This window comes from Flavobacterium macrobrachii (assembly GCF_014486675.1).
Taxonomy (GTDB): Bacteria; Bacteroidota; Bacteroidia; order Flavobacteriales; family Flavobacteriaceae; genus Flavobacterium; species Flavobacterium macrobrachii.
Window position 1 is genome coordinate 1 of record NZ_JACTAC010000054.1, and the last position, 25,751, is coordinate 25,751.

A 25,751-nucleotide genomic window follows, 5' to 3' on the forward strand; every position below is an offset into this window, starting at 1 on the left:
AACGGTTTGCCTACGCTTTTTTGCGCACCCATTGGTCATAGACAAGAACGCGGTGATTATCAAGAAAGTTGGCAACCCGCTAGAATTTCCGACAAAGACTTATTTGAAGCCCAAGATATGGCAGAAAAAGTAACCGAAGCCCTTGGCGGCGCAGGACTTTTTGGGGTAGAATTTTTCTTGGCAGATGATGGCGTATATTTCTCTGAATTATCACCAAGACCACACGATACCGGAATGGTCACACTGGCTGGAACCCAAAACTTCAACGAATTTGAACTCCATCTTAGAGCTATTTTAAGTTTACCAATAGTTGAAATTACCTTAGAAAAAAAAGGTGCCAGCGCCGTGATTTTAGCAGCTGAAAACTCAAACCATCCCACTTACGCGGGGATTGATACCGTAGCTGCACTTCCTAAAACCGATTTTCGTATCTTTGGAAAACCTACTTCAAGACCATACAGAAGAATGGGCGTTGTATTAACCAGCGACACCTTGGACACTTCTATTGAAGAAGTAGTAGAACGAGCCAAAACAGCAGCACAATTAGTAACCATAAATTCATAAACCATGAAAAAAATAATAACTGTTGCCTTCTTCCTTATCGGAACGGCATCGATGAATGCACAAGAAAAAAAGACCGAACAAAAAACCCAAGTAGTAGAAGCATCTTGCGGGCAATGCCAGTTTGGGATGAAAGACAAACCAGGATGTGACCTTGCTGTTCGAATAGACGGTAAAAGCTACTTTGTAGAAGGAACCGACATCAACAAGCATGGCGATGCCCATGCACACGATGGCTTTTGCTCCGCTATCCGTCAAGCCGAAGTTGTGGGCGAAGTAAAAAACAACAAGTTTGTAGTGTCGCAGTTCAAATTACTACCGCAAAAGAAATAATTTTGGCACAAATCCTTGAAAACATCAACAAAATAGTAACGCTTTCTCCCGAGGAAGAGTTACTTTTTTTGTCTAAAATAGAAATTAAAACGTATAAGGCTAAAACCGTCCTTGTAAACGCTGGGGAGATAAGCCAGTACTCTTTTTTCGTCAATTGGGGTTTGTTGCGCAGTTTCAACATCAATGATAATATAGTAGAACACGTGTTGAGTTTTGCCTGCGAAGGCTGGTGGATTGGCGACATGTATAGTTTAATTTCCCAAAAACCTGGCAACCTTTTCATTGAAGTTCTTGAAGATGCCGAAGTAGTTTTACTTTCAAGAGAAAACCAAAACGAACTCTTTACTCAAATTCCAAAGCTAGAACGCTTCTTTAGAATTCTTACCGAAAACTCGCTAGTAGCCCACCAAGAACGATTGATGGACAACCTTAGTCTTACTGCCGAAGAACGTTTTGATAAATTTTGCAAACGCTACCCAACCATCATTCAGCGTGTACCTCAGAAACAAATTGCGTCCTATATAGGCGTTACCCCAGAGTTTTTTAGCAAAATGAAAAGCCGACTGTTAAAAAAATAACACCTTTGGGTTACGCCCCGAGAGTTTCGGGGAACTCCCCAAAAGTTTCGGGGAACTCCCCAAAGGTTTTGGTATCCTTACCGAAACTTAGGGTATCCTTACCGGAACTTTCGGTATCCTTACCGAAGCTTAGGGTATCCTTACCGGAACTCTCGGTATCCTTACCGGAACTTAGGGTATCCTTACCGAAGCTTAGGGTATCCTTACCGGAACTCTCGGTATCAATACCGGAACTCTCGGTAAGCTTACCGGAACTTTCGGTATCCTTACCGGAACTTAGGGTATCAATACCGAAAGTTGTGGGAAACTTACCGAAAGATTATAATAATACTATAAAACCAGTATTTAGTAGTGTTTTGCTATGGGTAGGCAATAGATACATTGGCACAACTATCTCCTACGCTTTGGGAAAAGTAATTAACGGCTATCGTTTTTTTCCTTACAACAGAAGTTTTTTTTGGGCTTAAAAAAAATAGTTTCGCTTACATTCTTATGTTTCTTAATCTACATTAAGTGATTAAGAAAAGTGGCGGGTGTACCTTTGTATCATAATAATTAATACCTTTATATAATATGAAAAATACAGTTTTACACAAAGCCAATACCCGTGGTCATGCTAATCACGGATGGTTGAATGCTTATCATAGTTTTAGTTTTGCGAGTTGGTACAATCCAGAAAGGGTTCAGTTTGGTGTGTTGCGTGTTTTAAACGACGATACGGTGGCTGCGGGCATGGGTTTTGGCACTCATCCGCATGATAATATGGAGATAATCACCATTCCGCTCGAAGGCGATTTGGCGCACAAAGACAGCATGGGCAATGCGGCTACGATAAAAACGGGCGATGTTCAAGTAATGAGTGCTGGAACGGGTATTCAACATAGTGAGTTTAACCCCAATGCTGACCAGCAGACTAAGTTGTTTCAAATTTGGTTGTTTCCAAAATACAGAAATGTGGAGCCACGCTACCAACAAATTACGCTTGACGTAACGAAACAAAAAAATGATTTTGCACAAATTCTTTCCCCAAATGCTACTGATGAAGGCGTTTGGATACATCAAGATGCGTGGTTTTTTTTGGCTGATTTTGATAAGGATTTTGCTAAAACGTATCAATTAAAAAAAGCGGGGAACGGGATGTATGTTTTTGTGATTTCGGGAACCATTACTGTTGACGGACAAGAATTAGAAACCCGCGACGGACTGGGCATTACCGATTTTGAGACCTTAGAGATTAAGGCTTCTACCGATGCCAAATTTTTGTTGATGGAAATCCCGATGGAGCAGTAAATAGTGTTCAGTAAACAGTTTTTAGTATTCAGTTAAAAAAGAAAACAAATAAGTAACAAAATGGACAACAAAGCACAACTAAAAATAGAAGGCAACAAAGGATATTTCTATATAGAAGAAGCAGGAAAACAAGAAGCCAAGATGACTTTTGTTTTTGCTGGCGAAGATAAAATTATTATTGACCACACTGAGGTAAACCCCGGCAATAATGGCAAAGGTTTTGGTAAAATGATGGTGATGAAAGCCGTAGATTTTGCCAGAGAAAAAGGAATAAAGATATTGCCCTTGTGTCCATTTGCTAAAAGTGTTTTTGACAAAACTCCCGAAATTAGAGACGTATTATAACAAAAAGAAACAAACCTGCTAGGTTGAAAAGCCTTGCAGGTTTATGGTTTAACGCTATGGAAACACTATTAGAAAAAAACATCGAAGGCAGTATCGGTATACAAAAATACTTGTGTACTATCAATTGGCGCAATGGTCAATTGATAATGGACGAACCAACCAGTATTGAGGGCAAAGACCTTGGTCCTGATCCTTACACTACTCTTTTAGCCTCGCTAGCGGGATGCACTTTGTCCACTTTACGAATGTATATCGATAGAAAGGGATGGGATATTTCGGAGATAAAAATTTCGATGAACATGTATCAAATTAACAACCCAGAGCTGGAAACGGTAATGACGCGAGATATTTCTTTTTCAAACGAGGTAGATGAAGATACCAAACAACGATTATTGATAGTAGCCGAAAAATGTCCGGTTTCCAAAATATTAAAAAACAAAATCACCATACCAACAACACTATAATTATGGACGCTAATAACCTAACCAAAGAATATAGCAATGGCGAAGTAACCATTGTTTGGCAATCGAGCAAGTGTATTCATGCTGCCCAGTGTGTTAAAAATAACCCTGCGGTGTTTAAACCCAAAGAAAAGCCGTGGATTATTCCCGAAAATTCTACCACCGAAGCGATAGTAGAAACGGTAAAAAAATGTCCTTCGGGCGCATTAACCTATTATTTAAAATCATAAACCATGAAAAAAATACTGGCTGTTGGAGCTTCCTCAAGTAGAAATTCCATCAACAAACAATTGGCAACTTATGCTGCAAGTTTATTTCAAGATGCCACTGTTGAAGTTTTGGATTTAAACGACTATGAAATGCCTATCTATTCTATTGATAAAGAGAAGGAAAATGGTATTCCTCAATTGGCTATTGATTTTTACAATAAAATTACCGATACCGATTTGCTGGTTGTATCTATGGCGGAACACAACGGCGGATATTCTAGCGCTTTCAAAAATATTTTTGACTGGACATCGCGCTATAACAACGGTGTTTTTCAAGAAAAGCCCATGCTATTGATGGCGACTTCTCCGGGTGCACGAGGCGGAAGTTCAGTATTGGATATTGCAAAGAACCGTTTTCCTAGAAATGGTGCCAATGTTGTTGCTACTTTTTCCCTACCAAGTTTTAACGATAATTTTAGCAAAGACAACGGCATTATCAATGAAGATTTAAAGAGCCAATTGCTAGCTATAGTAAACGGTATTGATAGGTAAGCCAATACTAAAAGTAACTCGAGAAGCCTATTGAAACTGATTAGCCCTGATTGGCGCAATCCGCCGTGCGGTGCAGAAAGCAGGAAAATGGATAGCAAAAAGGTAGAAGCCATTGCGCTGCTAAAAAAATTAGTATTTTTGCGACTTTAAGTAGTTTTACTTATTCTTTTAAACACGAAATAATTAATTTATGAAAGCATACGTTTTTCCAGGACAAGGCGCACAATTTACCGGAATGGGTAAAGATTTATATGAAAACTCGGCAGAAGCCAAAGCATTATTTGAACAAGCCAACGAGATTTTAGGTTTTAGAATAACCGACATCATGTTTGAAGGCACCGCCGAAGAATTAAAAGAAACCAAAGTAACGCAACCGGCGGTTTTCTTGCACTCAGTAATATTAGCAAAAACCCTAAACGTAAAACCCGATATGGTTGCTGGACATTCGTTAGGCGAATTCTCGGCATTGGTAGTTAATGGTGCATTATCTTTTGAAGACGGATTGCAATTGGTTTCAAAAAGAGCGTTGGCCATGCAAAAAGCTTGCGAAATTACACCAAGTACTATGGCTGCGGTATTGAATTTAGACGATAAAATTGTAGAAGATATTTGTGCTTCTACTGATGGCGTTGTTGTGGCAGCTAACTACAATTGTCCGGGACAATTAGTAATTTCTGGCGAATATAAAGCGGTGGAATTGGCTTGCGAAAAGATGAAAGAAGCTGGCGCCAAGCGTGCTTTAATTTTGCCAGTTGGTGGAGCATTTCATTCCCCAATGATGGAACCAGCCAGAGAAGAACTAGCCGCAGCAATCGAGGCAACAACATTTTCAACCCCAAGCTGTCCGGTATATCAAAATGTAACAGCAAATGCCGTTTCGGATGCAGAAGAGATTAAAAAGAACTTAATTTCTCAACTAACTGGCGCTGTAAGATGGACACAATCGGTACAACAAATGGTTGCCGACGGCGCAACAAGTTTCACCGAAGTTGGACCTGGAAAAGTATTGGTTGGATTAGTAAACAAGATTGATAAAGAAGTAGAAACGATTTCGGCTTAAAATTTTATAATGCAAATATTCAAAGAGATAGTAGCATCTATTAGTGGCGCAAAAGTCATTGAACCAAGCATTGATTACAGTGAATACATGCCTTTAGATTTATCTGTTTTTAATGAAGATTTAAAGAACTATAAATTAGAAAACGCCTCAGATTATGAACTTTTTATTCAATCTCAATTGGATAAAAATCAGGCTAAAATAGCTTATGGCGGTTATTTAGAAAAAAGAAATTTATATAAAAGAAGTACTGTTTTTAATAGTGAAAACGCTGACGAGCGCGATATTCACATCGGTTTAGACTTATGGATTAACAAACAAGCTACCATTCATGCGGTTTTAGATGGTGTAATTCATAGTTTTCAAAACAATACTGCTGTAGGTGATTATGGACCAACCATAATTCTCGAACATGAATATAACAATGTCCTATTTTATTCTTTGTATGGTCATTTAAGTGAAGAAAGTTTACGAGAAAAAGTAGTAGGTCAAAAAGTAATGAAAGGTGAACAAATAGCTACATTGGGATTACCGCCAATAAATGGAGATTATGCGCCACATTTACATTTTCAAATCATTATGAATATGGAAGGAAAAACAGGAGATTATCCTGGAGTAAGTTCAGAAAACAACTTAAACTTTTACAAAAACAATTGTCCTAATCCAAACGAACTATTAAATATATATTAATTATGAAAAAAATAATTTTATCATTAGCCTTAGTAACAGTAATGGTTTCGTGTAAAGAAGAAACCAAAGAAAAGCTTGACGCAGCCAAAGATGCTGTAACCGAAGAAATGAAAAACAATATTGATTCGGCAAAAATAAAAGCCGCTATTGAATTGGATAGTTTGAAACAAAAAACCAAATCTAAAGTAGATAGCCTAAAAGTAAAAAGCGCTGAACAAATGGAAGAAACGGCAAAAAAGCTAAAAGAAAGCGTAAAGCAATAAAACAAAAAAGTCCTCAAGTTGAGGACTTTTTTTATATACTGTCAATAGAGGAGTTTAACTTCTAATCTTTTGTTCCCATTTCCAAGCAGAAGCCAGACTTTCTTCTAGTGAAAGTTCTGCTTTCCAGCCCAAAACTTGGTTGGCTTTATCGGTGTTAGCATAAGCCGAAATAACATCGCCTTCTCTTCTACCCACGATTTTATAGGGTAATTTTTTGCCCGATACTTTTTCAAATGCAGTAATTACCTCAAGAACAGAACTTCCTGTTCCAGTTCCAAGATTGAAGGTTTCTACTTTTTCTAGGTTTTTATTTTCCACCAATCGGTGCATGGCTACAACGTGCGCTTTTGCTAAATCAACTACGTGAATATAATCTCGAATTGCGGTTCCATCTGGTGTTGGATAATCATCACCATAAACCGAAAGCTGTTCGCGAAGTCCAATTCCAGTTTGTGTAATAAATGGCACTAAATTTTGAGGAACACCAATTGGTAATTCTCCTATTTCAGCCGATGGATGTGCACCAACTGGATTAAAATAACGTAATAAAATAGCTTTCACAGAAGAAACTTTGGCAACATCGTTGATGATTTCTTCGCCAATTTGTTTGGTATTTCCATAAGGTGAAGCTGCTGGCTGAATTGACGCATCTTCGGTAATTGGCATTTTTTCTGCTTGACCATAAACAGTACACGACGAACTGAAAATAAAGTTTGCCGAAGGCATTTTGGTTAATTCTTGCAATACATAAACTAATGCATTGATGTTATTTTCGTAGTATAACAATGGATTTTCAACGCTTTCGCCAACGGCTTTACTTGCGGCAAAATGAATAATTCCAACAACGTCATTGTATTTTGAAAAGAAATTTTGAACCGAAGTTTTATCTCTTAAATCAAGATTTTCGAAAATTGGTTTTTTACCAATAATTCGCGCTATTCCATCTAAAACATCAATAGATGAATTGGACAAATTATCAATAATGATGGCTTCATATCCTGCGTTGTGTAATTCAACAACGGTATGCGAACCTATGAAACCCAATCCGCCAGTCACTAATACTTTTTTCATACTTTAAAAGATTACAGTAGTTATGATTATTCAAAAAACTCTAAAACACTATTGGTGATGAATTCAATTTGCTCATTGTCTAATTCGGTATGCATTGGTAAAGAAATTACTTCTTTCACCAACTGATTGGTTACTGGAAAATCTTCTTCTTTGTAACGACTGTCAACATACGCTTTTTGACTGTGCAACGGAATTGGATAATAAATCGCACACGGAATGCCTTTGTTTTGCAAATGCTCCATTAATTGGTCGCGTTTTCCATTGGTAATTCGCAATGTATATTGGTGGAAAACGTGACAATCGCAAATATCACAAATTGTTGGCGCTACAATATTGGCATGACCTTCAAAAGCTTTTGAATATTTACGTGCAGCATCTTGACGCGCTTGACTGTATTGATCTAATAAAGGTAATTTAGCATCGAGAACTGCGGCTTGAATACTATCCAAACGAGAATTTACACCAACAACATCATGATGGTAACGAACATACATTCCGTGGTTTACAATTCCACGAATTTTGTGTGCTAACTCGTCGTCATTGGTAAAAATTGCTCCACCATCGCCATAACAACCTAAGTTTTTACTTGGGAAAAATGAAGTTGAAGCTACATGACCAATAGTTCCAGCTTTCTTTTTTGTGCCGTCAGAAAATTTACAATTGGCTCCGATAGCTTGAGCATTGTCTTCGATTACATATAAATTATGCTCGTTGGCAATGCGCATAATTGCTTCCATATTTGCCGCACGACCAAACAAATGCACCGGAACGATGGCTTTGGTTTTTGGTGTAATGGCTTTTTTAATCGCATCGATGGAAATATTCATATTTACTAAATCGACATCGACTAAAACTGGAGTTAATTGAAGCAACGCAATCACTTCAACGGTAGCAGCAAAAGTAAAATCGGCAGTGATGACTTCGTCACCAGGTTTTAAATCCAATCCCATCATGGCAATTTGCAAAGCATCAGTTCCGTTTGCACATGGAATTACATGTTTTACATCAAGATATTGCTCCAGATTTTTTTGGAATTCGTGAACTTTTGGTCCGTTAATGTATGTTGTTGTGTCTAAAACTTCTTGGATAGAAGCATCAACGGTAGCTTTTATTTTTTCGTATTGACTTTTTAAGTCAACCATTTGTAATTTTTTCATTTGGGAAAATTAATTGTGAAGCAAAACTACTAATTTAATGACTTATTCCAATGAAAATTCTACAAACTGATGTATTTTAGCGACACAATTAAAACGATATGCTTTTTCTCTATTCGATAGTAACCCAAATTGTACAATTTTCACTTCCTCTTTTTGGTTTTTTTAGCCCAAAAATGAAACTTTTCGTCAATGGCAGAAAAACAGTTTTTGAAACTTTGGAACAAAAAATTAATTCTTCGGATAAGACGATTTGGTTTCACGCTGCATCATTGGGCGAATATGAACAAGGTTTGCCTGTAATGGAAAAAATCAAAGCAAAATTTCCCAATCATAAAATTGTAGTTACTTTTTTTTCCCCTTCGGGATATGAAGTTCGGAAGAACAACACTATTGCTGATGCAACGGTTTATTTGCCTTTGGACACAAAATCAAATGCTAAAAAATTTCTGAAACTCGTTCATCCTGAAATGGTGTTTTTCATCAAATATGAATTTTGGCCTAACTATTTGAATGAATTAAAAAAGACCAATGTTACAACGTATCTAATCTCTGGAATTTTCAGAGAAAACCAAGCTTTTTTTAAATGGTATGGCGGATTTTATCGAAAAGCGCTAAAAACGTTTGATTACTTTTTTGTGCAAAATGAAAGTTCCAAAAAATTACTTCAAAGCTTAGGATTTCAGAATGTAAAAATTTCCGGCGATACACGATTTGACCGAGTGGTTGCTATTTTGGAAAGAGATAATTCGCTTGATTTTATTGCAAATTTCAAAGACAACAAAACGACAATTGTCATTGGAAGTTCGTGGCCAAAAGACGAAGAATTATTGATTAATTACATCAATCAATCTTCGGAAGAAATTAAATTTATTATTGCGCCACATAATATAAAGGAAGAACAAATTTCAAATCTCAAATCACAAATCACAAAAAAAACAGTTTTATTTTCAGAGAAAAACAACCTTGATTTATCAAATTTCAATGTCTTCATTATCGACACTATTGGAATTTTGACCAAAATTTATTCTTATGCTGATATTGCTTATGTTGGTGGTGGATTTGGAAATCCTGGTGTTCATAATCTTTTAGAACCGGCAACTTTTGGCATTCCGATTATTGTTGGTCCAAATTATTCTCATTTTGCCGAAGCAACGGCTTTGGTTCATCAAGAAGGTTGTATTTCTATCAACAATCAAAACGAACTAAACGAAGCTTTTGATAATTTGATTTCAAACGAAGACATTCGCCATGAAAAAGGACATATTTGTGAAACGTTTGTCCAAATGAATAAAGGTGCGACTGTAGTTATTTTGAAACATTTACAGTAATCCTGTGAGTTTTTTTTAAACTTTTAGGTAAAAATCAACATCCAAAATACCTACAAGGTTTATTAAACCTTGCAGGAAATAAAAAAATGACAAACTTCCAACCATTAGAATTATCTCAGATAGAAATCATCACCAAAATGATGCAAGAGTTCTATGCGATAGATAATTATCCTATTGACATTGAAACTTCAAAAAAATTGTTTCACGAATTCATTGCTGATGAAAATTTAGGCAAATGTTGGCTTATATATAATGAAGGAGAAATTGTAGGTTACGTAATTTTAACTTTTGTTTTCAGTTTTGAATACAAAGGAAGAATTGCTTTTCTGGACGAATTATACCTCAACGAATCGGCAAGAGGAAAAGGAATTGGAGCAAAAACAATTCAATTTATAAAAGAGCAAACTGCTAAATTATCGTTAAAACTGCTCTATCTTGAGGTGGAACATCACAATCAAAACGCACAAAAATTGTATCTTGCCAACGGTTTTGAAGTCCATAATCGAAAAATTTTAAAATACAAACCATACTAAACAATATGAAATACATTAAATTACTATTACTATTCGTTTTCATTCAAACACAAGCGCAACAAGGCGGAATGTGGATTCCATCTTTATTAAAAGGAATGAACGAAAGCGAAATGAAAAACCTCGGCATGAAGATTTCTGCCGAAGACATTTATTCGGTTAACAAATCCAGTTTAAAAGATGCTGTTCCTCATTTTGATGGCGGTTGTACTGCCGAAATGATTTCGGACAAAGGTTTGCTTTTAACCAATCATCACTGTGGTTTTGACAATATTCAAAGTCATTCTTCTGTGGAAAATGATTATTTGACCAATGGTTTTTGGGCTTATAAAATGGATGAAGAATTGCCAAACAAAGATTTATTTGTAACCTTCATTATCAGAATTGATGATGTAACAACAAAAGTTTTGGAAGGAACGGAAACGATGACATCTGAAGGCGAAAAACAGAAAAAAATTCAAGCGAACATCAGTTCATTGACAAAAAATTCACCAAAAGAATCATGGCAAGAAAATAGTATTAAAACGTTTTATGACGGAAATCAATACCTATTATTTGTAACCGAAAAATATACTGATGTTCGTTTGGTTGGTGCGCCACCAAGTTCGATTGGAAAATTTGGTTCAGATACTGATAACTGGGTTTGGCCAAGACATACTGGCGATTTTGCTCTTTTTAGAGTTTATGCAGATAAAAACAATCGTCCAGCGGAATATTCAAAAGACAACGTTCCATACAAACCAAAACACTTCTTCCCTATTTCTGCTAAAGGAATTTCAGAAAATGATTTCACAATGGTTATGGGTTATCCTGGAAGAACTCAGGAATATTTGCCTGCTGTAGCTGTGCAACAAATTGTTGAAACGTTAAATCCGGCAAAAATTGAAGTTCGTGATGCGGCTTTGAAAGTGCAAGATGGTTTTATGCGAAAAGACAATGCAATCAAAATTCAATATGCATCCAAGTATGCAGGTGTTGCTAATTATTGGAAAAAATGGATTGGCGAAACCAAAGGTTTGAAAAAATCAAATGCAATTGGTGTAAAACAAAAATTTGAAAAAGAATTCCAAGAAAAAGTTATCAAAGCTGGAAAACAAGCGGAATATGGGAACTTATTGAACGATTTCGAGAAAAATTATACTGAAATAAAAGATTATGCTCTAGCAAGAGATTTATTCTCTGAAGTTGCAATGCGAAATACTGAGTTATTACAAAACGGTTATCGCTTATATCAATTAGAGCAATTATTGGCAACCAAAGGCGAACAAGCTTATACCGATAGAAAAAATAATTTATCAAAAGGTATTGACGCATTCTACAAAGATTTCAACCCAACAGTTGACAAAAATGTATTCGAACAATTGATTGCTATTTATGCTAAAAGATTACCAACTCAATTTTTACCAAATGAATTGAAGAATTTAGATGCAAATAAATTAGCAAATGACATTTACACTAACTCAAAATTACTTAATCTTCAAGATTTCAGAAGTTTGTTGGAAGGCGATTCTAAAACGGTTTTAGAAAAAATCAACAACGATAAAGGTTATCAGATTTTGAAAGCGATGGCCGATTCTTATACAAAAAGTGTGGCAGCAAAATATGATGAAATCAATTTGAGAAATATTGCTACACAAAGAACCTATATGAAAGCCATTTTGGAGTTAAGCCCAAAATCTGATCGAATTTTTCCAGACGCCAATAGTACTTTGCGTGTAACTTATGGAAAAGTAAAAGGTTATAAACCAAGCGATGCCGTGATTTATGAACCAATAACCTATCTTGATGGTGTAATGGAAAAATATATTCCTGGCGATTATGAATTTGATGTTCCAAAAAAATTAATCGATTTGTATAACACAAAAGATTTTGGAAAATACAGTCACAAAGGAAAAATGCCAGTTTGTTTTATAGCAACAAACCACACAACTGGAGGAAATTCTGGAAGTCCAACTTTGGATGCCAATGGAAATTTAATTGGCTTAAATTTTGATAGAGTTTGGGAAGGAACGATGAGTGATATTTATTATTCGCCTGAAATTTGTAGAAACATAATGGTTGATGCTCGATACATTTTATTTATCATCGATAAATTTGCTGGCGCTCAGAACATTATAGACGAATTAAAAATAATTTACCCAAAATCAAAAAAATAATTTAAAAAATAGAGTTTGGCACAATTATTGTTACATAAATAATCGGAATTCGAGGATAGAATTTTTAAAAAAAGTTAAATAAAAATTTTTCCGATTGAAAAAATTTATATCTTTGCTCCGAATTAATAATTAACCTTTTATAATTAAGTAAGATGAAAAAAGTATTTTTAAGTTTAGCTGTTGTTGCTACATTAACTGTAGTTTCTTGTAAACAAGCTGATGCTGCTGCTCCAGAAGCTGCTGATACAACTGTTGTTGAAACTGTTGACACTACTGCTGTACCAGTTGATACAACTGCTGCTCCAGCTGACACAACTGCTGCTCCAGCTACTGAAGCTCCAGCTACTGAAGAAGTAAAAAAATAATTAGAAATTAAATTCTAATTTTAAGCTCTGCATTGCAGGGCTTTTTTTTTTGGACAAAAACTACTCATTTCCAAAAATCTCTTCCGCAGAAGGAAAAGCAAAATCTTGCACACTAAAATCCAACACTTCCGATTTTGACACACTTCTAACTATTTCGTCAATTCCCTTTTGAAGTAACAGCTGCGTGGTGTATTTTCGACTGACTGCTATTTCTTTTTCTTTTAAAATAATTTTAAAAAAGAACTTCCCGTTTTTTGATTTAAACTTCATAAAAAAAACAGCTTCAATATTGTTACGAAATTCCTCAATCGCTTCTTCGCATTCAAATCGCAATTCAAAATCATCACTCATAAAAATGGTTTTACCTTTTCTAGAAGTAAATTCATATTTATAATATCCGTTCTGTCTTTTTGTAATTACAAATGTGCCCATTAAAATTCTTTAATCAAATATTTTACTAAGATAGTATTTCAAAATCTTTACTAAGCAAAAAAACCTAAAATAATAAAACTGCTTATCTTTTTAAACCATTAAGAAATTAAGACTCATTAAGCATTTCATTTTCCAACACAAGTTTGTTTACTTTGAAAATCATTCGTAAACATTAATAAAAAACAAATTGTAATTCGGGATTTTTATAAACAAAAAAAGCTCCAAACATAGTTTGAAACTTTTAGTACTCAAGGCGGGACTTGAACCCGCACGGGCATTACTACCCACTGGATTTTAAGTCCAGCGTGTCTACCAATTCCACCACTCGAGCATATTGCCTTTGTTTTGATAAAACTAATTTTTAGAAAAAATTAATTAAATATATCACCACTCGAGCATTATATAGTAGTTGAGCGAAAAACGGGGTTCGAACCCGCGACCTCGACCTTGGCAAGGTCGCGCTCTACCAACTGAGCTATTTTCGCGTTATCAAATTTTTATAAGAACGATAATACTTATCCCGTATTGCGGATGCAAATGTAACACTAAAAATGAATATTGCAAACGATTTTTAATAAAAAAATTTCAATATTTTATAATCCATTGATTGCAAAAAGAATAGAACTTATTTTTTTAACAACATTCTTTTCAGTTCGTTCAATTTCATCAAAGCTTCCACTGGCGTTAGCGTATTAATATCTAAATTTAAAATATCTTCTCTGATTTCTTCCAATAACGGATCATCCATGCTGAAAATATTGAGTTGCATTTCGTCTTTAGCTGATTTAATGGTATTCAATGCATCACTAGAATGATTTTTCTCCAGTTTCTTCAACAATTTTTGTGCTTTTTGAATAACCGTTTGCGGCATTCCAGCCATTTTTGCTACGTGAATTCCAAAACTATGTGCGCTTCCACCTTTTACCAATTTACGAATAAACAAAACAGTATCTTTTAATTCCTTCACCGAAACATTGTGGTTTTGAATTCGAGGCAAAAGTTCAGACATTTCATTTAATTCGTGATAATGTGTTGCGAACAATGTTTTTGGTCGAGCTGGATTTTCGTGTAAAAACTCGGCAATTGCCCAAGCTATCGAAATTCCGTCATAGGTACTAGTCCCACGACCGATTTCGTCTAATAAAACCAAACTTCTATCAGAAATATTATTCAAGATGGAAGCCGTTTCGTTCATTTCGACCATAAAAGTAGATTCACCCATGGAAATGTTATCGCTTGCACCAACTCGGGTAAAAATTTTATCTACAATTCCCATTCTGACTTTTTCGGCTGGAACAAAACTTCCCATTTGAGATAAAAGAACAATCAAAGCCGTTTGACGTAAAATTGCCGATTTACCCGACATATTTGGTCCGGTAATCATAATAAGCTGTTGGGTTTCTCTATCCAGAAAAACATCATTGGCAACATAAGGAACGCCAACTGGAAGTTGTTTTTCAATAACTGGATGTCTTCCATTTGTAATTTCTAATTCAAAAGTATCATCCAAAATTGGACAAACATAATTGTTCTCGATAGCCAATTGAGCAAACGAAGTCAAACAATCCAATTGCGCAATCAAGTTAGCATTCAACTGAACTGGTTTGATGTATGTTCCAATCCAAACCACTAATTGTTCAAAAAGTTGACTTTCTATTTGATGAATTTTTTCTTCGGCACCAAGAATTTTCGTTTCATATTCTTTTAATTCTTCGGTGATGTAACGTTCCGCATTTACTAACGTTTGTTTTCTAATCCATTCCGTTGGAACTTTATCTTTGTGCGTATTTCGAACTTCGATATAATAACCAAAAACATTATTAAACGATATTTTTAGCGATGAAATTCCGGTTCTTTCCGATTCGCGTTGTTCAATTCCTTCCAAATATTCTTTGCCTGAAAAAGCAATATTTCTTAATTCGTCCAACTCAGGATGAACTCCTGTTGCGATCGCATTTCCTTTAGCAATGGCAACTGGTGCATCTTGATTAAGCGTTTCTTTAATTTTTTCGCGAAGTAAATCACACGCATGCAAACTATCACCAATAACACGAACGGCTTCTTGCTTACTTTCAAGTGCAATATTTTTTATTGGAATAATGGCATCCAATGATTCTTTAAGATAAATAACTTCTCGCGGTGAAATTTTTCCCGTAGCTACTTTAGAAATCAATCGTTCCAAATCGGAAATTTGCTTAATCTGATATTGGATTTTTTGTAAAATTTCGGTGTTTCCCTTCAAATAAGAAACCAATTCGTGGCGACTTCTTATCTTATTTATATCTTTTAAAGGCAATGCCAACCAACGTTTCAACAAGCGTGAACCCATTGGCGAAATAGTTTTATCGATTACATCCAAAAGCGTTACTGCATTTTGAGAATGACTGTGATACAATTCAAGATTTCTAATAGTAAATCGATCCATCCAAACATAAGCATCTTCAGCTATTCGATGAATGTTCGTGATATGTTGAACTTTGTTATGCTGTGTTTCGGATAAATAATAAAGTATCGCACCCGAAGCAATAATTCCATCGGGTAATTCTTCTATTCCAAAACCTTTTAAAGAATTTGTTTGAAAATGATTGGTTAATGTTTCAACAGCATAATCTTCTTTATAAACCCAATCTTCAAGATAAAACACATTAAAATCTTCTCCAAAAGCCGATTTAAAATCGGATTTATTATTTTTTTGAATTAAAATTTCGCTTGGCTGAAAATTTTGTAACAGCTTGTCAATATATTCCTGATTTCCTTGAGAAGTTAAAAATTCACCTGTAGAAACATCTAAAAAAGCGACACCAAGTTGTTTTTTACTAAAATAAACCGATGCTAAAAAGTTATTCGATTTAGAATGCAAAACCTCATCATTCATCGAAACTCCAGGTGTAACCAATTCGGTTACGCCACGTTTTACAATGGTTTTTGTCATTTTTGGATCTTCCAATTGGTCACAAATCGCTACTCGAAGTCCAGCTTTTACTAATTTTGGTAAATAAGTATTCAACGAATGATGTGGAAATCCAGCCAAAGCGGTTTCAGTTTCGCTTCCTGCGCCACGTTTCGTTAAAACAATCCCTAATATTTTTGACGCTCGAATGGCATCTTCTCCAAAAGTTTCATAAAAATCGCCTACTCTAAAAAGCAAGCACGCATCTGGATATTTGCTTTTTATCTCGTTGTATTGTTTCATCAACGGAGTTTCTTTTGGTGCTTTTTCTTTTGATGCCAATGGAAAATAGTATTAAAATTAGTTTTGTGACAGCGAATTTAATTATTTTTAAAACGATAGCCATTCTAAATTTTAATTTAATATTAAGATTAAAAAATTGAGGTGAATATTTTTTTTAAATAGATTTGTACCATAATCATAAAACATAAAAAAAATGAAAAGAATAATTTTACTCGCTGCAATCACTTTCTTTGGTGTTGCTACTACAAATGCTCAAACTGTTAAAAAATCAGTTAAAAAAGAAACAGCTAAAATTGACGCTCCAAAAGTTGATGGTGCTGGACTAGTTTTCGAAACCGAAACAATCGACTATGGAACAATCCAAAAAGGTGCTGACGGAAAAAGAGAATTTGTTTTAACTAACAACGGAAACAAACCATTAACAATCACTAATGCTCAAGGTTCATGCGGATGTACTGTTCCAACAAAACCTGATGGTCCAGTTGCTCCAGGTGCAAAAGCTGTTATTGGTGTAAAATATGACACAAACAGACCTGGTCCATTTACTAAAACTATTACTATTACTTCAAACGCTTCAGAAGCTCCAAAAGTTTTAACTATTAAAGGTAATGTAGTAGATTCTGCTCCAGCTGCTGAACCAGTAAAAAGTTAATTATTAATTACTAATTTTAAAAATCTCGTCTCGTTGTAAAAAATGAGACGAGATTTTTTTTGAATATCTTTGCCAAAAATTTCAAAAATGAGAAAGCTCGAAAACAAAGAACTCGAACGTAAAAGCGTTGACGATTTTAAACAAGCCAAAAAAACGCCAATTGTTATTATTCTTGATGATATTAGAAGTCTTCATAATATTGGTTCGGTTTTTAGAACATCGGATGCTTTTCTTATCGAAAAAATATATTTGTGTGGCATAACCGCAACTCCGCCAAACAAAGAAATTCACAAAACAGCACTTGGCGCAACCGAAACCGTAGCATGGGAATATCAAAAAGATGTGCTTTCAGTTATTGAAAAATTAAAAACAGAAAACATTGAAGTTTATGCAATAGAACAAGTTGAAAATGCTGTTTTTCTTCAAAGTTTTGAAATCGATAAAAATAAAAAATACGCCTTAGTCTTTGGAAATGAAGTCTATGGTGTCAATCAAAAAGCAATTAAACTTTGCAAAGGAACGATTGAAATTCCACAACTTGGAACAAAACATTCGCTAAATATTTCGGTTAGTGCCGGAATTGTGGTTTGGGATTTATTTCAAAAAATAAAATTCTAACAAATCTTTAGGAAATTATCTGTTCAAATTTTTCTATTTTTAAGCCATGTATAAAAAAATTATAATAGCCTTAATCTTCATTTTTTCAATTTTTGGAAACAATTCATTTGCTAACCCAATAAAGTTTGGTAATGAAAATCCAGTTTTTAGACAAAAAAAACAAAAAAAGTTTATTCTAAACAATGCTCCAGTTTTAACAGCTACCGGAAATCAAATTTATTGTCCACAAACCCAGATGAAAATCGTTACAGATTTCAACATTGTTGACGATGATCCAGGAATTGATGCTATTTACATACAAATTTCTTCGGGATATGTTAGCTCACAAGATGTTTTACTTTTAACCGGAAACCACCCAAACATTACCACATCTTGGAACCAAACTACAGGAAAACTTACACTTACTGGAGTTTTTGGGCAACCAACATATCCTCAAATTATAGCTGCGGTAAAAGACATTGTTTTTCAAAACAATTCGGCAAACCCGCAAGCTGGCACCAAAACATTTTCAATAACTGTTGGTCAAGCCAATTATTTGCCATCCAACGGACATTATTACCAATATATTTCAAATGTTGGAATAACTTGGTCCAACGCAAAAACTGCTGCTGAAAACAGCACCTATTATGGACTTCAAGGTTATCTAGCTACGATTACCGCTGCTGATGAAGCACAACTTTCAGGTGAACAAGCTGCTGGAGCAGGTTGGATTGGCGGAAGCGACGAAGTAACTGAAGGAGTTTGGCGCTGGATGACTGGACCAGAAATAGGAATGGTTTTTTGGAATGGTGGCATAAATGGTTCTACTCCAAATTTTGCCAATTGGAATAACGGCGAACCAAATAATGCAAATAACGAAGATTATGCTCACATAACTGCTCCAGGAGTTGGAATTTCAGGTTCGTGGAATGATTTATCCAATACTGGCGAAGCAAACGGCGATTATCAACCCAAAGGATATATTGTTGAATATGGAGGTATGCCTGGCGATCCAGTTTTAAGTATTTCAACCAGTACAACAATTACAATTCCTGTTATAAATCCAGTTGCTACTTATGCAGTTTGTAATGCGGTATCAATAAACATGTCGGCAACTGCAACTGCTGGAACCATTAATTGGTATGATATCCAAACTGGCGGAAACGTTCTTGCATCTGGAAATAATTTTATAACTCCAACTTTAACTACAACTACAACTTACTACATTGATGCATTTCCAATAGGTTGTACAACTGGAATACGAACACCAATAACTGTAAATGTAAATCAAACCCCATCAGTTACAGCGCCGAGTTCGACTTCAACTTGCGAAGAAACTTCGGTTACCTTAACTGCAATAGCAACTTCGGGAACAATCCGTTGGTATAATAGTTTAACTTCTACAACGCCGTTATTCACTGGAAGTAGTTTTACAACCCCAACTTTAAATCAATCAACTACTTATTATATAGAAGCCAATAATAACAATTGTATTTCAACACCAAGAAACTCGGTAAGCATTACAATAAATCCCAAACCTGCAACCATTGCTGATAGTGAAATTGCGATTTGTGAAGGAACAAGTACAACGCTAACCGCTGGAATTTCGGGATTGGATTATGAATGGACAACTGGCGAAACTACTCAAAGTATTTCGGTTTCAACACAAGGACAATTTTCAGTTGAAATGACTAATGGTTTTAACTGTTCATCGACACAAAATTTTAGCGTTAATGTAAAAGCAAGACCAATAATTTCAGATGTAATTATAACTGGAAATACTGCAACAATTCTAACCAATTCAGGTGATTTTGAGTTTTCAATTGATGGAAATAACTTTCAGTCTTCAAATATTTTCCAATTGCAAAATGGTGGAATTTACACGGCTTATGTAAAAGACAGAGATTTTTGTGGAAATGATGATTTCCCTTTTGCTTACATAACGTATCCTGCTTTTTTTAGTCCGAATAATGATGGCACGAATGATTTTTGGACAATTAAAGGCATGAGTTTTTATCCAAATCCCGAAGTAACAATTTTTGACCGTTATGGAAAAGTGATTGCTTTTATCAATAAACAAAATCCTATTTGGGATGGAACTTACAACGGAAGGAAATTGACTGCCGATGATTATTGGTTTGTTGCCAAAGTCAGCGAAACTTTACCCGAACACAAAGGTCACTTTAGTTTAATTCGATAAATTTTAGGATTGCAATTTATTCTGAATTTCGTCTAAAATAAAAGCATAATCGACTTGATTTTCAACAAAATCTTTATCGGAAACATCAATAATTAAGACGTTTAAATCTTTTTGAGATTTGATATAATCAAGATAACCGCTGTTTATTTTTTCGAGATATTCAGCTGGAATTTCTTGCTCGTAACTTCTTCCGCGTAATTTTATATTTTGAAGTAATCGCTCGGTATTTTGATACAAATAAATATATAAATCGGGTTTTGGCATTTCTTTGTAGATGATATCAAACATCGTTTTATATAATCGAAATTCGTCTTCGGCTAGCGTAACTTTTGCAAAAATTAAGGATTTAAAAATATGATAATCGGCTACGACAAAATCTTTAAACAAATCAAATTGCGCTAAATCATCAGAAATTTGCTGATATCTATCGGCTAAAAATGACATTTCGAGTGGAAAAGCATAGCGACTTTGATCTTCATAAAATTTTGGCAAAAACGGATTATCCGCAAAACGTTCCAAAACCATTTTGGCATTAAAATCTTCGGCTAATTTATTGGCTAAGGTTGTTTTTCCAGCACCAATATTTCCTTCGATAGCGATATAATTAAAATTGTTTAAAGGAATTTTAGTAATCGGATTTTCCAGCGATTGAATTACTTTAATATTACTTTTATCTTCGGAAAGCAGTAATAATTCATGAAGATATTTTTGTAAAATTGGATGACGCCAATCCAAATTCAAATCGCGCATTGGAACCAAAACAAAAAGACGATTTTGCATTTCGGGATGTGGAACTTTCAATTTTTCGGAAGCAATAATTTCTTCATCAAACGAAATCACATCAATATCAATAATTCTTGCTTGATAACCTTCAACATCGGAACGAATTCTACCCAAAGCTTCTTCGAGCAACAATACTTCTTCTAAAACCTGATGTGCATCTTTATGAGTATGAACTACAACGGCACAATTGTAAAACGGTTCACTCTCAAAACCCCAAGCTGGCGTTTCAAAAAGCCGTGAAACCTTAATAATTGTACCAATCTCTCGGTGAATGGAAGCAATACAATGCTTGATATTTTCAAGGCGATTTCCTTGATTACTTCCTAACGATAAAACGACTTGATGCTGCTTATTCATACCAAGCGCAAATTAAATAAAACTATTTCAGAATAAAAGAAAAAACAAACCGTCTGTTAATAACTATTTTTTAACCCTGAAAATCATAAAACTTACCTAATTTTATACCTCGTTTATTCAAAAGGCATTATTTTTGTAAGAACATTGCAATAAAATTATTCGTTATGCTAAAGAAAATTTTAAAAATCGTTGGAATTGTTTTTCTATTGTTGGTTGTGGCAGCTTTTGCCATTCCATACTTTTTCAAAGACCAAATCAAAGCTAAAATCTTAACTTCCATTAATGAAAATATAGATGCGAAAGTAGCTTTTGCCGATGCTGATTTGAGTTTGTTCAAAAACTTTCCAAATGCAAGTGTAACGATTGATAAACTTTCGATTATCAACAAAGCGCCTTTTGAAGGCGATACTTTGGTTTCTTTTGAAGAACTAAATTTAAAAATGTCCATCAAAGAATTATTTAAAGGTGAAAACGAACCAATGAATATTGACGGAATTTCATCCAAAAACGGTTTGATAAACATTATTTTCAATAAAGATGGTATTGGAAACTTTGACATTGCCTTAAAAAATAAAAAAGAAGATGCAAAAGACGAAAAAAGTAAACCTTTAGCCTTAAAAATAAAAGAATACGAAATCGAGAATTTCAGATTTCAGTTTTATGATGAAAAATCAAAAATGAAAATGGTTCTTGACAGTATCAATCATGAAGGAAAAGGCGATTTTACTTCAACGAAATTAGATTTAATTACGAAAACAACGACTAAAGTTTCTCTTTCGATGGACAAAGCCAACTACATGAATAATGTGGCACTTTCGTTGGACGCTATTTTAGGAATTGATTTAGAAAAAAGTAAATATACCTTCAAAGAAAACAAGGCGAAAATCAACGAATTGCCTTTAGAATTTGACGGATTTATTCAAATTGTTGAAGCTGGACAAGAATATGACTTGAAATTCAAAACGCCAACTTCGTCGTTCAAGAATTTCTTAGGATTAATTCCAGCGCAATATGCAGCTAATTTAGACAATGTAAAAACGAGTGGCGACTTTACCGTTACTGGTTTTGCTAAAGGATTATATTCTGAAACTACTGTACCAAAATTCAACATCGAAATTGCTTCCAATAATGCATCATTCCAATATCCAAATTTACCAAAATCGGTCAAAAACATTGTGATTGACACCAAAATCATCAACGAAACAGGTGTAATGAATGATACCTATGTGAATTTAGATAAATTATCATTTCAAATTGACCAAGATGTTTTCAATGCGAAAGCCAACATTAAAAATTTAGCTGAAAATGCTCTAGTTAATGCCGCTTTAAAAGGAACAATCAATTTGGCAAACGTTACAAAAGCTTATCCAGTAAAATTGGACAAACCTTTAAGTGGAATGTTGAAAGCCGATGTCACAACCGAATTCGATATGCAATCGGTAGAAAAAAGTGATTATGCTCGAATTAAAAATGCCGGAACTATCGATTTATCTGGATTTAATTATACCGATGAAAACGGAAAAACAATGAACATCAGCAAAGTTTTAGTCGCTTTCAATCCAAGCACAGTAAACCTACAACAATTTAGTGCCACAACAGGAAAAAGTGATATTTCGGTTAATGGCGTTTTGGAAAATTTCTACGGATTTGTATTCAAAAATCAAGAGTTGAAAGGAAATTTCAACCTAAATTCCAATCAATTAGCGGTAAATGATTTTATGACAACCGAAGCTCCAAAAACGGAAACGGCAACCAAAAAATCAGAAGCAATGAAAATTCCAGCGTTCTTGAATTGTTCTTTAACTGCCAAAGCCAACACGGTTTTGTATGATAATTTAACTTTGAAAAACGTTTCAGGAAAAATCATCATTAAAGACCAAAAGGCAACATTACAAAACGGAAAAACCGATATTTTCGGAGGCTCAATTTCATTTAAAGGCGATGTTTCTACCAAAGAAAAAACACCAAAATTCAACATGGATTTAGGATTAAACAAAGTAGATATAATGCAAACGTTTACCCAATTGGATATGATGAAAAAAATTGCTCCAATTGCCGGAATTATTAATGGAAAATTAAATTCAACCATCAAATTATCTGGAAATCTTAATGAAACAGAAATGACACCAATTCTGAGTAGTTTAACCGGAGATTTGTTAGGTCAATTGCTTTCAACAACAGTAAATTCTAGTAATTCAACATTGTTAACTGCTTTGGATAACAACTTGAATTTTGTGGATTTGAAAAAATTAAATTTGAATGATTTAAAAGCAGCAATTACGTTTAAAGATGGAAAAGTAAATGTAAAACCATTCGACATCAAATACCAAGACATCAAAGTGAATGTTGGCGGAACACACGGTTTTGACCAAAACATGAATTATAATTTAAAACTAGATGTTCCAGCAAAATATCTTGGAACCGAAGCCAATAATTTAATTGCAAAATTATCGCCAGCCGATGCTCAAAAAGTACAAAGTATTCCTGTAAATGCAATCATTGGAGGAAATTTTTCATCGCCAAAAATCACTACCGATGTGAAACAAGCCACAACGAACTTAGTAAATAATTTGGTAAAACAACAAAAAGAAAAAGTTGTTTCAAGTACTAAAAATACCGTGAATTCTATCATTTCCAATGCTACAAAACCTAAAAATGACACTACAAAAACTGATGTCAAAAAAGATGTCAAAACCAAAGCCAACAACTTGATTAAAGATATTTTTGGTAAGAAGAAAAAAGAAGAACCAAAGAAAACGGAATAGTTTTTTAACCACTAAGACACAAAAAAAGCACAAAGCTCACTAGAATTTTGTGCTTTTGTTTTTTTATTATTCGCAGTTTCTTTTGTCATTCCGTAGGAATCTCAGAATTGTGAGATTCCTACGGAATGACAAAGTTTGCGGTTATTTTTTTACTATTTTACTTTGATATACTTTACCGTCTTGGTTAGTCATTTTTACAAAATAAATACCTGATGAATTATTTATTGAAAAACTTACTTGTGAAGTACTAGCAAATTCTAATTTATCAACCACTTGAAACAAAGCATTATAAACTATAACCTTTATATTTTCTTGATGTTCCGTAAACTTAATATTTGCCTCTTTGGTAGTTGGATTTGGATAAACCAAAAAATCATTTGACACAACTTCATTAACACTTAATTCCTCTGGAGCTAATTTTACTAACCAATAATCTAAACTATTAAAACCTACTACAGTAAGATTTCCTGAAACTAATGAATTAGCGCCACCACCAAGTAAAATACTTTTGTCTGGCAACTCAACAACTTGACTTAATAAATCTAAATAAGTACCACCTATCCCTTTTTGCCAAAGTAATTCACCATTTTCATCAGTTCTAATTATCCAACCATTGTATTCCCCGTAATTAACTACCGTTTTGTCACCTGTAACACCTGAATAGGACGCTCCCACTAATACAAAACCTCTTTCGTCTGAAAACGACAACAAACCAAACGCAAAATCATCAATATCTCCACCATAAGTTTTATCCCAAATTACATTCCCTTCAAAATCGGTTTTCACTAACCAATAATCACTACCACCACGAGAATTTTGAGTTTTATCAAAAGATATATCAGAATCAGAAACACCTGAAATAACAAATCCATCCAAAACTTTTACCAAACTATATGGTGTATCAGCACTATTGCCACCGATAGTTTTTTGCCAAATAATACTTCCAGCTGCATTAATTTTTATAATCCAAAAATCACCACCTCCTTTTGAATTTTCTGTTTTATCCCCAGAAATATTTGATGATGATACTCCAGAAAGCAAGTACTCATTATTCTCCAAAACAAGGATTGAGTAGAGAACATCCATCCCTGAGCCGCCATAGGTTTTCTGCCATTCAATTTGCCCATTACTATCTAGTTTAACTACATAATAATCTCTTCCACCGCGACTGCTTTCTGTTTTGTTTCCCGAAATTCCCGATTGAGAAAATCCACCAACTATACAACCGCCATCAGATGTTACCTCCAAAGAATAACACTCCTCATAATTTGTCCCACCAATATTAGCTTGCCAAAGAATGTCTCCTTCACTATCCAATTTAACTATCCAATAATCTTGAAGTCCATAATTAGGCACTGTCTTATTGCCATAAATTGGAGAATCTGAGTTACCACCTAAATAGTAGCTACCATCAGGTGCTTGTTTCCCACTTCTTAAAACCTCAGCTTCTAAATTTCCAAAAACATCACCGCCGCCAATAGTTTTTTGCCATTCAATAGTACCATGTATATCGGTTTTCACTACCCAATAATCTTGTGTACCTCCAATTCTAGCTTGCGTTTTATTCCCAGAAATTCCAGAGTTTGATGATCCTGACAAAAATAATCCGCCATCTTGTGTAACTATAATTTCATTTAAATAGTCTTGGCTAATTCCACCATAACGCTTCATCCAATCAATCTCAGGTACTTGAGCAAAAGTATAATTAAAGGACAAAAGTATAATTATAAGCAATAAATTTTTCACTTTTAAAAAGTTTAAGTTATTAAAAAATAAAAGCAGTCATCAAAAATGACTGCTTTGTTTTAAAATTTATGATTTATAAA

General features: G+C 34.4%; 25 protein-coding genes and 2 tRNA genes. 19 read left to right on the top strand and 8 right to left on the bottom strand.

Annotation, left to right across the window (positions count from 1 at the left end; translation table 11 throughout):
- The 11 genes from IAI56_RS11560 to IAI56_RS11610 all read left to right on the top strand — a co-directional run.
- The coding region (locus tag IAI56_RS11560) for an ATP-grasp domain-containing protein (RefSeq protein WP_187658022.1) at window positions 1-564 on the top strand (564 nt) is incomplete at its 5' end.
- A 51-nt stretch (window positions 565-615) separates the two neighbouring features.
- Entirely contained in the window at window positions 616-894 is a 279-nt protein-coding gene (locus IAI56_RS11565) for a DUF6370 family protein (protein WP_317192435.1), read from the top strand.
- A 2-nt stretch (window positions 895-896) separates the two neighbouring features.
- On the top strand, window positions 897-1,472 hold the full coding sequence (locus IAI56_RS11570) for a Crp/Fnr family transcriptional regulator (protein ID WP_169524056.1): 576 nt from the start codon (window positions 897-899) through the stop codon (window positions 1,470-1,472).
- Window positions 1,473-2,045: 573 nt separating this feature from the next.
- Window positions 2,046-2,762, top strand: coding sequence for a pirin family protein (locus IAI56_RS11575; protein ID WP_187658024.1), 717 nt, complete (start codon window positions 2,046-2,048; stop codon window positions 2,760-2,762).
- A 60-nt stretch (window positions 2,763-2,822) separates the two neighbouring features.
- Complete coding sequence (locus IAI56_RS11580; RefSeq protein WP_187658025.1) at window positions 2,823-3,107, top strand: GNAT family N-acetyltransferase; 285 nt, start codon at window positions 2,823-2,825, stop codon at window positions 3,105-3,107.
- 56 nt (window positions 3,108-3,163) lie between these two features.
- On the top strand, window positions 3,164-3,571 hold the full coding sequence (locus IAI56_RS11585; RefSeq protein WP_187658026.1) for an OsmC family protein: 408 nt from the start codon (window positions 3,164-3,166) through the stop codon (window positions 3,569-3,571).
- 2 nt (window positions 3,572-3,573) lie between these two features.
- The gene (locus tag IAI56_RS11590; protein WP_169524047.1) at window positions 3,574-3,798 is read left to right on the top strand and encodes a (4Fe-4S)-binding protein; all 225 of its coding nucleotides are present in this window, start codon (window positions 3,574-3,576) and stop codon (window positions 3,796-3,798) included.
- Window positions 3,799-3,801: 3 nt separating this feature from the next.
- A complete protein-coding gene (locus IAI56_RS11595) occupies window positions 3,802-4,329 on the top strand; it encodes an NADPH-dependent FMN reductase (protein WP_187658027.1) in 528 nt (175 codons plus the stop codon).
- Between the two features lie 190 nt (window positions 4,330-4,519).
- Window positions 4,520-5,389 carry an ACP S-malonyltransferase gene (gene fabD / locus IAI56_RS11600; protein WP_187658028.1) on the top strand — a complete coding sequence of 290 codons (870 nt, stop codon included), beginning with the start codon at window positions 4,520-4,522 and terminating at the stop codon, window positions 5,387-5,389.
- A 9-nt stretch (window positions 5,390-5,398) separates the two neighbouring features.
- Window positions 5,399-6,076 (top strand): peptidoglycan DD-metalloendopeptidase family protein, encoded by a 678-nt coding sequence (locus IAI56_RS11605; protein ID WP_187658029.1) that lies wholly within the window; start codon window positions 5,399-5,401, stop codon window positions 6,074-6,076.
- Between the two features lie 2 nt (window positions 6,077-6,078).
- Window positions 6,079-6,339, top strand: a complete 261-nt coding sequence (locus IAI56_RS11610) for a hypothetical protein (protein ID WP_187658030.1) — start codon at window positions 6,079-6,081, stop codon at window positions 6,337-6,339.
- 54 nt (window positions 6,340-6,393) lie between these two features.
- Here IAI56_RS11610 and galE read toward each other — a convergent pair whose 3' ends face one another.
- Window positions 6,394-7,410, bottom strand: a complete 1,017-nt coding sequence (gene galE / locus IAI56_RS11615; protein WP_187658031.1) for a UDP-glucose 4-epimerase GalE — start codon at window positions 7,408-7,410, stop codon at window positions 6,394-6,396.
- Window positions 7,411-7,436: 26 nt separating this feature from the next.
- Window positions 7,437-8,567, bottom strand: coding sequence for a DegT/DnrJ/EryC1/StrS family aminotransferase (locus IAI56_RS11620; protein ID WP_187658032.1), 1,131 nt, complete (start codon window positions 8,565-8,567; stop codon window positions 7,437-7,439).
- A gap of 98 nt (window positions 8,568-8,665) precedes the next feature.
- Here IAI56_RS11620 and IAI56_RS11625 point away from each other — a divergent pair, with 98 nt between their 5' ends.
- The 4 genes from IAI56_RS11625 (at window position 8,666) to IAI56_RS11640 (ending at window position 12,946) form a co-directional block, all read left to right on the top strand.
- Window positions 8,666-9,895 (top strand): 3-deoxy-D-manno-octulosonic acid transferase, encoded by a 1,230-nt coding sequence (locus IAI56_RS11625; protein WP_187658033.1) that lies wholly within the window; start codon window positions 8,666-8,668, stop codon window positions 9,893-9,895.
- A gap of 86 nt (window positions 9,896-9,981) precedes the next feature.
- A complete protein-coding gene (locus IAI56_RS11630; protein WP_187658034.1) occupies window positions 9,982-10,428 on the top strand; it encodes a GNAT family N-acetyltransferase in 447 nt (148 codons plus the stop codon).
- A 5-nt stretch (window positions 10,429-10,433) separates the two neighbouring features.
- Window positions 10,434-12,581: a S46 family peptidase gene (locus IAI56_RS11635; protein ID WP_187658035.1), complete on the top strand. Its 2,148-nt coding sequence runs from the start codon at window positions 10,434-10,436 to the stop codon at window positions 12,579-12,581.
- A 152-nt stretch (window positions 12,582-12,733) separates the two neighbouring features.
- On the top strand, window positions 12,734-12,946 hold the full coding sequence (locus IAI56_RS11640) for a hypothetical protein (protein ID WP_187658036.1): 213 nt from the start codon (window positions 12,734-12,736) through the stop codon (window positions 12,944-12,946).
- A gap of 60 nt (window positions 12,947-13,006) precedes the next feature.
- Here IAI56_RS11640 and IAI56_RS11645 read toward each other — a convergent pair whose 3' ends face one another.
- The 4 genes from IAI56_RS11645 to mutS form a co-directional block, all read right to left on the bottom strand.
- Entirely contained in the window at window positions 13,007-13,378 is a 372-nt protein-coding gene (locus IAI56_RS11645; RefSeq protein WP_187658037.1) for a DUF1508 domain-containing protein, read from the bottom strand.
- Window positions 13,379-13,623: 245 nt separating this feature from the next.
- Window positions 13,624-13,709 (bottom strand) — tRNA-Leu (locus tag IAI56_RS11650).
- Between the two features lie 81 nt (window positions 13,710-13,790).
- Window positions 13,791-13,863, bottom strand: a tRNA-Gly gene (locus IAI56_RS11655).
- Window positions 13,864-14,003: 140 nt separating this feature from the next.
- Window positions 14,004-16,610 (bottom strand): DNA mismatch repair protein MutS, encoded by a 2,607-nt coding sequence (gene mutS, locus IAI56_RS11660; RefSeq protein WP_187658038.1) that lies wholly within the window; start codon window positions 16,608-16,610, stop codon window positions 14,004-14,006.
- A 154-nt stretch (window positions 16,611-16,764) separates the two neighbouring features.
- Here mutS and IAI56_RS11665 point away from each other — a divergent pair, with 154 nt between their 5' ends.
- The 3 genes from IAI56_RS11665 (at window position 16,765) to IAI56_RS11675 (ending at window position 20,020) form a co-directional block, all read left to right on the top strand.
- Window positions 16,765-17,223 (top strand): DUF1573 domain-containing protein, encoded by a 459-nt coding sequence (locus tag IAI56_RS11665; RefSeq protein WP_187658039.1) that lies wholly within the window; start codon window positions 16,765-16,767, stop codon window positions 17,221-17,223.
- An 87-nt stretch (window positions 17,224-17,310) separates the two neighbouring features.
- The gene (locus tag IAI56_RS11670) at window positions 17,311-17,841 is read left to right on the top strand and encodes an RNA methyltransferase (RefSeq protein ID WP_187658040.1); all 531 of its coding nucleotides are present in this window, start codon (window positions 17,311-17,313) and stop codon (window positions 17,839-17,841) included.
- A 46-nt stretch (window positions 17,842-17,887) separates the two neighbouring features.
- Window positions 17,888-20,020, top strand: a complete 2,133-nt coding sequence (locus IAI56_RS11675; protein WP_187658041.1) for an Ig-like domain-containing protein — start codon at window positions 17,888-17,890, stop codon at window positions 20,018-20,020.
- A 3-nt stretch (window positions 20,021-20,023) separates the two neighbouring features.
- Here IAI56_RS11675 and folK read toward each other — a convergent pair whose 3' ends face one another.
- Complete coding sequence (gene folK, locus IAI56_RS11680; protein ID WP_187658042.1) at window positions 20,024-21,160, bottom strand: 2-amino-4-hydroxy-6-hydroxymethyldihydropteridine diphosphokinase; 1,137 nt, start codon at window positions 21,158-21,160, stop codon at window positions 20,024-20,026.
- Between the two features lie 164 nt (window positions 21,161-21,324).
- Between folK and IAI56_RS11685 the strand changes: the two genes are divergently transcribed.
- Window positions 21,325-23,925 carry an AsmA-like C-terminal region-containing protein gene (locus IAI56_RS11685; RefSeq protein WP_187658043.1) on the top strand — a complete coding sequence of 867 codons (2,601 nt, stop codon included), beginning with the start codon at window positions 21,325-21,327 and terminating at the stop codon, window positions 23,923-23,925.
- 141 nt (window positions 23,926-24,066) lie between these two features.
- Here the strand turns inward: IAI56_RS11685 and IAI56_RS16415 are convergent, their stop codons facing one another.
- Window positions 24,067-25,671, bottom strand: coding sequence for a T9SS type A sorting domain-containing protein (locus IAI56_RS16415; protein WP_187658044.1), 1,605 nt, complete (start codon window positions 25,669-25,671; stop codon window positions 24,067-24,069).
- Between the last annotated feature and the right edge of the window lie 80 nt (window positions 25,672-25,751).

Coding starts and splice junctions, on each gene's coding strand:
- IAI56_RS11565 (WP_317192435.1), top strand. CDS start 616: ATGAATGCACAAGAAAAAAAGACCGAACAAAAAACCCAAGTAGTAGAA.
- IAI56_RS11575 (WP_187658024.1), top strand. CDS start 2,046: ATGAAAAATACAGTTTTACACAAAGCCAATACCCGTGGTCATGCTAAT.
- IAI56_RS11580 (WP_187658025.1), top strand. CDS start 2,823: ATGGACAACAAAGCACAACTAAAAATAGAAGGCAACAAAGGATATTTC.
- IAI56_RS11585 (WP_187658026.1), top strand. CDS start 3,164: ATGGAAACACTATTAGAAAAAAACATCGAAGGCAGTATCGGTATACAA.
- IAI56_RS11590 (WP_169524047.1), top strand. CDS start 3,574: ATGGACGCTAATAACCTAACCAAAGAATATAGCAATGGCGAAGTAACC.
- IAI56_RS11595 (WP_187658027.1), top strand. CDS start 3,802: ATGAAAAAAATACTGGCTGTTGGAGCTTCCTCAAGTAGAAATTCCATC.
- fabD (WP_187658028.1), top strand. CDS start 4,520: ATGAAAGCATACGTTTTTCCAGGACAAGGCGCACAATTTACCGGAATG.
- IAI56_RS11605 (WP_187658029.1), top strand. CDS start 5,399: ATGCAAATATTCAAAGAGATAGTAGCATCTATTAGTGGCGCAAAAGTC.
- IAI56_RS11610 (WP_187658030.1), top strand. CDS start 6,079: ATGAAAAAAATAATTTTATCATTAGCCTTAGTAACAGTAATGGTTTCG.
- galE (WP_187658031.1), bottom strand. CDS start 7,410: ATGAAAAAAGTATTAGTGACTGGCGGATTGGGTTTCATAGGTTCGCAT.
- IAI56_RS11620 (WP_187658032.1), bottom strand. CDS start 8,567: ATGAAAAAATTACAAATGGTTGACTTAAAAAGTCAATACGAAAAAATA.
- IAI56_RS11625 (WP_187658033.1), top strand. CDS start 8,666: ATGCTTTTTCTCTATTCGATAGTAACCCAAATTGTACAATTTTCACTT.
- IAI56_RS11630 (WP_187658034.1), top strand. CDS start 9,982: ATGACAAACTTCCAACCATTAGAATTATCTCAGATAGAAATCATCACC.
- IAI56_RS11635 (WP_187658035.1), top strand. CDS start 10,434: ATGAAATACATTAAATTACTATTACTATTCGTTTTCATTCAAACACAA.
- IAI56_RS11640 (WP_187658036.1), top strand. CDS start 12,734: ATGAAAAAAGTATTTTTAAGTTTAGCTGTTGTTGCTACATTAACTGTA.
- IAI56_RS11645 (WP_187658037.1), bottom strand. CDS start 13,378: ATGGGCACATTTGTAATTACAAAAAGACAGAACGGATATTATAAATAT.
- IAI56_RS11665 (WP_187658039.1), top strand. CDS start 16,765: ATGAAAAGAATAATTTTACTCGCTGCAATCACTTTCTTTGGTGTTGCT.
- IAI56_RS11670 (WP_187658040.1), top strand. CDS start 17,311: ATGAGAAAGCTCGAAAACAAAGAACTCGAACGTAAAAGCGTTGACGAT.
- IAI56_RS11675 (WP_187658041.1), top strand. CDS start 17,888: ATGTATAAAAAAATTATAATAGCCTTAATCTTCATTTTTTCAATTTTT.
- folK (WP_187658042.1), bottom strand. CDS start 21,160: ATGAATAAGCAGCATCAAGTCGTTTTATCGTTAGGAAGTAATCAAGGA.
- IAI56_RS11685 (WP_187658043.1), top strand. CDS start 21,325: ATGCTAAAGAAAATTTTAAAAATCGTTGGAATTGTTTTTCTATTGTTG.